We start from the raw sequence: 4,249 nt of genomic DNA on the forward strand, positions 1-4,249 counted from the left end.
GATGGTCTCGGCCACGGCTTTCGCGCCGTTCATGTGCGTGAAGGCGTTTAGAACCTCTTGCGTGCGGTTGGCAAGCACACGTTCCGATCGTTCCAAATCGCCGAGTGTCACTGCCGGCTGTGAAGTGCGTACAACAACCGAAAGGCTCAGCTTGGCCGTTTTGAGCGACGAAGAGATGATGTCGCGCTGCACTTGGATGAGCTGAGCCTGCGCCACTTCCGCCTCGGGATTCGATTTGAAATTGCCGTTCGCGTCTTTCTGGGCGGCCGTCATCTTCTGGAGGCGCTTCTGGTAGCTCTTGAGCACCTTCACCTGATCCGGGATCACAACCTGTCCGCTGATGACGACCGGGAAGCCAAGCGTCGAGAAGTTCTTGAGCATTCCCGGGAAGGTTGCATCGGGAAGATCCTTGAGACTCACAACGGAGTAGAGATACCCTTCAATATTGAGGTAAGTCTCGGTTTCATTGAGGATGCTCGCTTCGGCCGCCTGGTGCCGCGCGCTGCGATACTCGATCATTTCTTCGCCGGGAATGCACGGCCGGCGATCGCGCCGGAGCGGATGCTGGGCGTGCTTCAGCTCTTCAAAGAGCTCCTGGGTGACAAGTCTCCGGGGCCCAAGGCTGGCCGCCTCCATCGACCCCTCGATGCCCCGGAGGATGGATTCAAACTCCGCCAGACAGGTTTCATGCTCCTTTCGAGTACGCTGGATGGCGTTTTTCTGGCTCAGCGTGAATCCGCCAAGACTGCGATTCTGCTGTGCAGAGTGGTAGAGCCTCGCGTGAATGCGCGGATCCCAGATGAAATAGACATGGAGCCGGTTTTCGAAGTAGAAGCCACTGTTCTCCTTATGCCGCCACATCCGGAGCCGATGGGAATCGAGAGCCATCACCTCCGACTGTTCGGTACGCTGTTCGTGTAGGTAGCTATCGAGTAGGTCGCCGAGACGTTCGCATATCTCATAGCGGAATTGAATGCGCATGCTAACGTCGGGAACACTCCGAAACAGTGCTTCAAGCATCGACTTGGTCTGGTTGCGGTCGCTGTCGGTGGCAAAATAGGCGAGGACGCCTCTCAACTCATAGCCCGCGACGAATGCGCCGCTGGTGCGCACCATGATGTTGTCGCCTTTGGGAAAATCCCGCAGTGGCAGCAACGCGCACACTGCGGGTACTTTGAGCCTTCTATCGTGTTCTGCATGGGTCACCGGCATAGCTAACCTCTCCCTCTCGAGTTCCGTCCACTTCGATCCGCAATTGCTGCTCCACGATCCGTGCGAGTGGAGCGATCTCCTCATGAAAGCGTGCTGCGAAGATGACGCACGCGAACGTGACGCGTGCCGCCTCCGCGTCGAGAACAGCGACGACCATCCCGTTCCTCTGCGTTGCGATCGATGCCTGCATCCTCAATCCTCTTCGTCGACCAGGTAAGGTTCCGTCAGTTCCGTATCTCGCTCAAGTGCGCACCACGCTTTCGGAGCGAAGAACGAACGCACCAGATCGGTGAGGTATCCGCGAGGCCGTCCGTACTTGAACAGAATCAGGAACGGCACCGCCAGCGCAGGCACGACAAACTCCATGAAGATGTTCAGAGGCATTCCGAGCACGTGTGCGTTGCCGCTCGCAAAGTGCGCGAGAAGGTTCATGATCGCGGCGAGCGCCAGCACCAGAATCAAATCCTCGAACTCCAGTCCAAGAAACGTCACCTTGGTATGGAGGTTGCGGTGAACCGGCGTCAGATCGAGACTCATTCGCTTACCCCCCAACCCCGTGTGCCTGCGTGACCATCGCCTCGGCCAGACGAACCATGCCTGAAACCATCAGCGCCGCGATCGCCGCAATGAACTTCCTGATCCAGGTCGAGCCCGGGTATATCTCGGAGACGACTCCGCCCATGTGCAGCGCCATCGCCGCCAGCTGTGTCAGAGCGAACATGGGAAGAATTACATTGGCGGTCCAATTCACAAAACTCATGGTCGCCATCCAGAAAGCGTCGGCGTTCGTCGGCCCTGCATGTTGGACAAAGCCCTCCAGTGCGCGAAGCATGCCGGAGCACATCAACGACGCAAAGCCGCCATAGAGAAACTGTTCGAAGGGACCACCCTTGCTGTAGCGATATACGGCTCCCGCAAAGAACAGGCCCGCCATCGTCGGCATCATGGTGTTGCCGGCCCATGAAGCGAGGTTCGTGATTGCCCCATCGAGACTCATACGTAGCTCCTTACGCAGCCATTGCCCGAAAGAGCGCGAGAAGGCCGCTCACACTCAGAAAGGAAATCGCGGCGAAGACCAGCCGGGTCCAGGGTCTGTGCCGGACAAAATTGATGACAGCTCCGACACATGCCAGTCCCGCCGCTGCCGGCATGATCTGTCCGGCAATGTAGTTCCACAGGGAGGTCAGCATGTCGGTCATGGCGTACTCTCCTCCCGAGTTCCAGCCCTGCATGAGTTGCATCGTGGCCGAAAGCGACATCAGGAAGAGCGCGGCCACGATCGAGCCGAGTGGGTTCTCTCCCGTGGCGCCATCGAGCGTTGCCTTCAGGACGAAATAGGCTGCAAGCACCGGCACCAGCTTGGCGACGACGATCTGGCTGACGAAGTTCTTGAAGACCATCTCCATGCTGGCCAGCCAACTCGTTCCTACCGATCCGCTCGCGGACGGTATATTGATCCCTTGCGCCGCGATCCACGACAGCAGTTGGGGAAGCGTGAGAAGGACGATGGTCCACAGAACCCATTTGCCGGTGCGGCCGTTCACGTGAAAGTTGATCCCGCCTTCATGCCGCAGACTGACTCCCGCGGCGGCCAGCGTGCAGAACGCCGCCGGCGCCGCGAGATCGAGCAGCAGTTGCAGCAGGTCGAGAAGGAACTGGGGCGGTTGCATCGTTCTCTGCCTTCCTTACTGAATGCCTTGCGCTTGTGTGATGAAGCCCTCGGCCATCCTTCCGAGACCGGAGATCACCATGAGAGCCACGCCGGTCACACCCCATCCGAAGTAGCCGCGCCCGCTCTTGAAATGCCATCCGGCGACACCCAGGCAGGCCACCGCGATGACTGGTGCAATGACGTTGCAACCCCAGTTCACGATGTTGAGGACGGTGCCTTCGACGGTGGTTGCTTGCTGGCCCTGGACAGCCTGCCCGAACTGGGGAGACGTTCCCAGGTTCTGGGCTCTCGCTGCGAACGGTGCGGCGAAATTCCCGAGAAGCACGAGGCCCAGGGCGAACTTCAGAGCGACGTGCATCCAGTTGATTTCGGCGGGGCGATAGTGAAGGTGTGCAGATGTCGAGGCGGACACTCGGGAGCGCCGCCAGAAAGCCAGTGCGGTTCTCATCGGTTTTCTCTCCTTGACACGGCTGCTCGGGGCCTCCGTGTCGACCGAGAGAATGCGATGGAACGGGAACTCGGTCAAATAGAGCGGCAAAGACCAGGATGGAAACGCGGTCGATCTCGAACTGAGTAAGGAGGTTTCAGCGGCCGGAGAGATATGGGGCCGCGTTTCAGTCTTCCGCAGAGTTGAATCGATCTTGTCCAATTGGACTAAAATCTCAATCGGAGAGCTCGGTGTCGCAAGCTGTCACCCCGTCAGGGACAACGGAATGGCATCCCTATCGCAGTTGAATCCATATCAAGGCGACCAATGCGGAACCGCGAATATCGTGGCTGCCCCATCCTCTACCAACAGGGAACGCGCACCTGGTCGGGCAAATTTACTTCGGGAACGAGCCAGAGGTACTCCGAACAGGCGTTTACGTCTCCCCGCCCCCGCCGTTACATCCGGCCTTCTCTTCTTTGGGGACCAATGATTTCCATTTTGTCCATTTGGAGCCTCATAGGTTTCAGGTCAATTCTCGAACTCCCTGGAGCCACGATAATTACGGTAGACTTGACTGCGCTTTTTTTTAATCCTCGAAGTAGCTTCTCTTGTAGGTCTGGCCTTCAACCTTCGCAGGATCGCCCGCTACAATCGGGAGGTCTATCCCCAGCTTCTCTGGAACTGGGAACATACCTATATCTGAAGGCGTTGCGGGAAGTTCCACCACATCCCTTCATAGTTCGTGGCGCGGCCCGGTTTCACCGGACGGACAGCGTCCGATTTCGAATGGGTCGCTGATCCGATTAGGATCCTTAGAAAAGGCCTCGCAAATATCCTCAAGTGCGAACCGAGTCACCGGGCCGAAGTTTGCCCAAACACACTCTGGGGCATTGGGAGCGATCTTTACTCGATTCCGAATTGGGCAATCGGGAGCG

The 4,249-nt window shown here is 58.2% G+C and carries 6 protein-coding genes; all 6 read right to left on the minus strand.

The features are described 5' to 3' along the window. Positions 1-1,212: hypothetical protein (locus VMU57_RS19110; RefSeq protein WP_325386343.1), on the minus strand; the 1,212-nt coding region annotated here is incomplete at its 3' end. Next, positions 1,184-1,402, minus strand: a complete 219-nt coding sequence (locus tag VMU57_RS19115; RefSeq protein WP_325386345.1) for a hypothetical protein — start codon at positions 1,400-1,402, stop codon at positions 1,184-1,186. The genes VMU57_RS19115 and VMU57_RS19110, both read right to left, overlap by 29 nt. 2 nt (positions 1,403-1,404) lie before the next feature. Then, entirely contained in the window at positions 1,405-1,749 is a 345-nt protein-coding gene (locus tag VMU57_RS19120) for a hypothetical protein (protein WP_325386347.1), read from the minus strand. Positions 1,750-1,753: 4 nt separating this feature from the next. Further along, the gene (locus tag VMU57_RS19125) at positions 1,754-2,209 is read right to left on the minus strand and encodes a hypothetical protein (RefSeq protein ID WP_325386349.1); all 456 of its coding nucleotides are present in this window, start codon (positions 2,207-2,209) and stop codon (positions 1,754-1,756) included. A 10-nt stretch (positions 2,210-2,219) separates the two neighbouring features. Continuing rightward, positions 2,220-2,882 (minus strand): hypothetical protein, encoded by a 663-nt coding sequence (locus tag VMU57_RS19130; RefSeq protein WP_325386351.1) that lies wholly within the window; start codon positions 2,880-2,882, stop codon positions 2,220-2,222. A gap of 15 nt (positions 2,883-2,897) precedes the next feature. Then, the gene (locus VMU57_RS19135) at positions 2,898-3,332 is read right to left on the minus strand and encodes a hypothetical protein (protein ID WP_325386353.1); all 435 of its coding nucleotides are present in this window, start codon (positions 3,330-3,332) and stop codon (positions 2,898-2,900) included. Positions 3,333-4,249 lie beyond the last annotated feature (917 nt).

The organism is Edaphobacter sp. (assembly GCF_035532915.1).
GTDB lineage: Bacteria > Acidobacteriota > Terriglobia > Terriglobales > Acidobacteriaceae > Edaphobacter.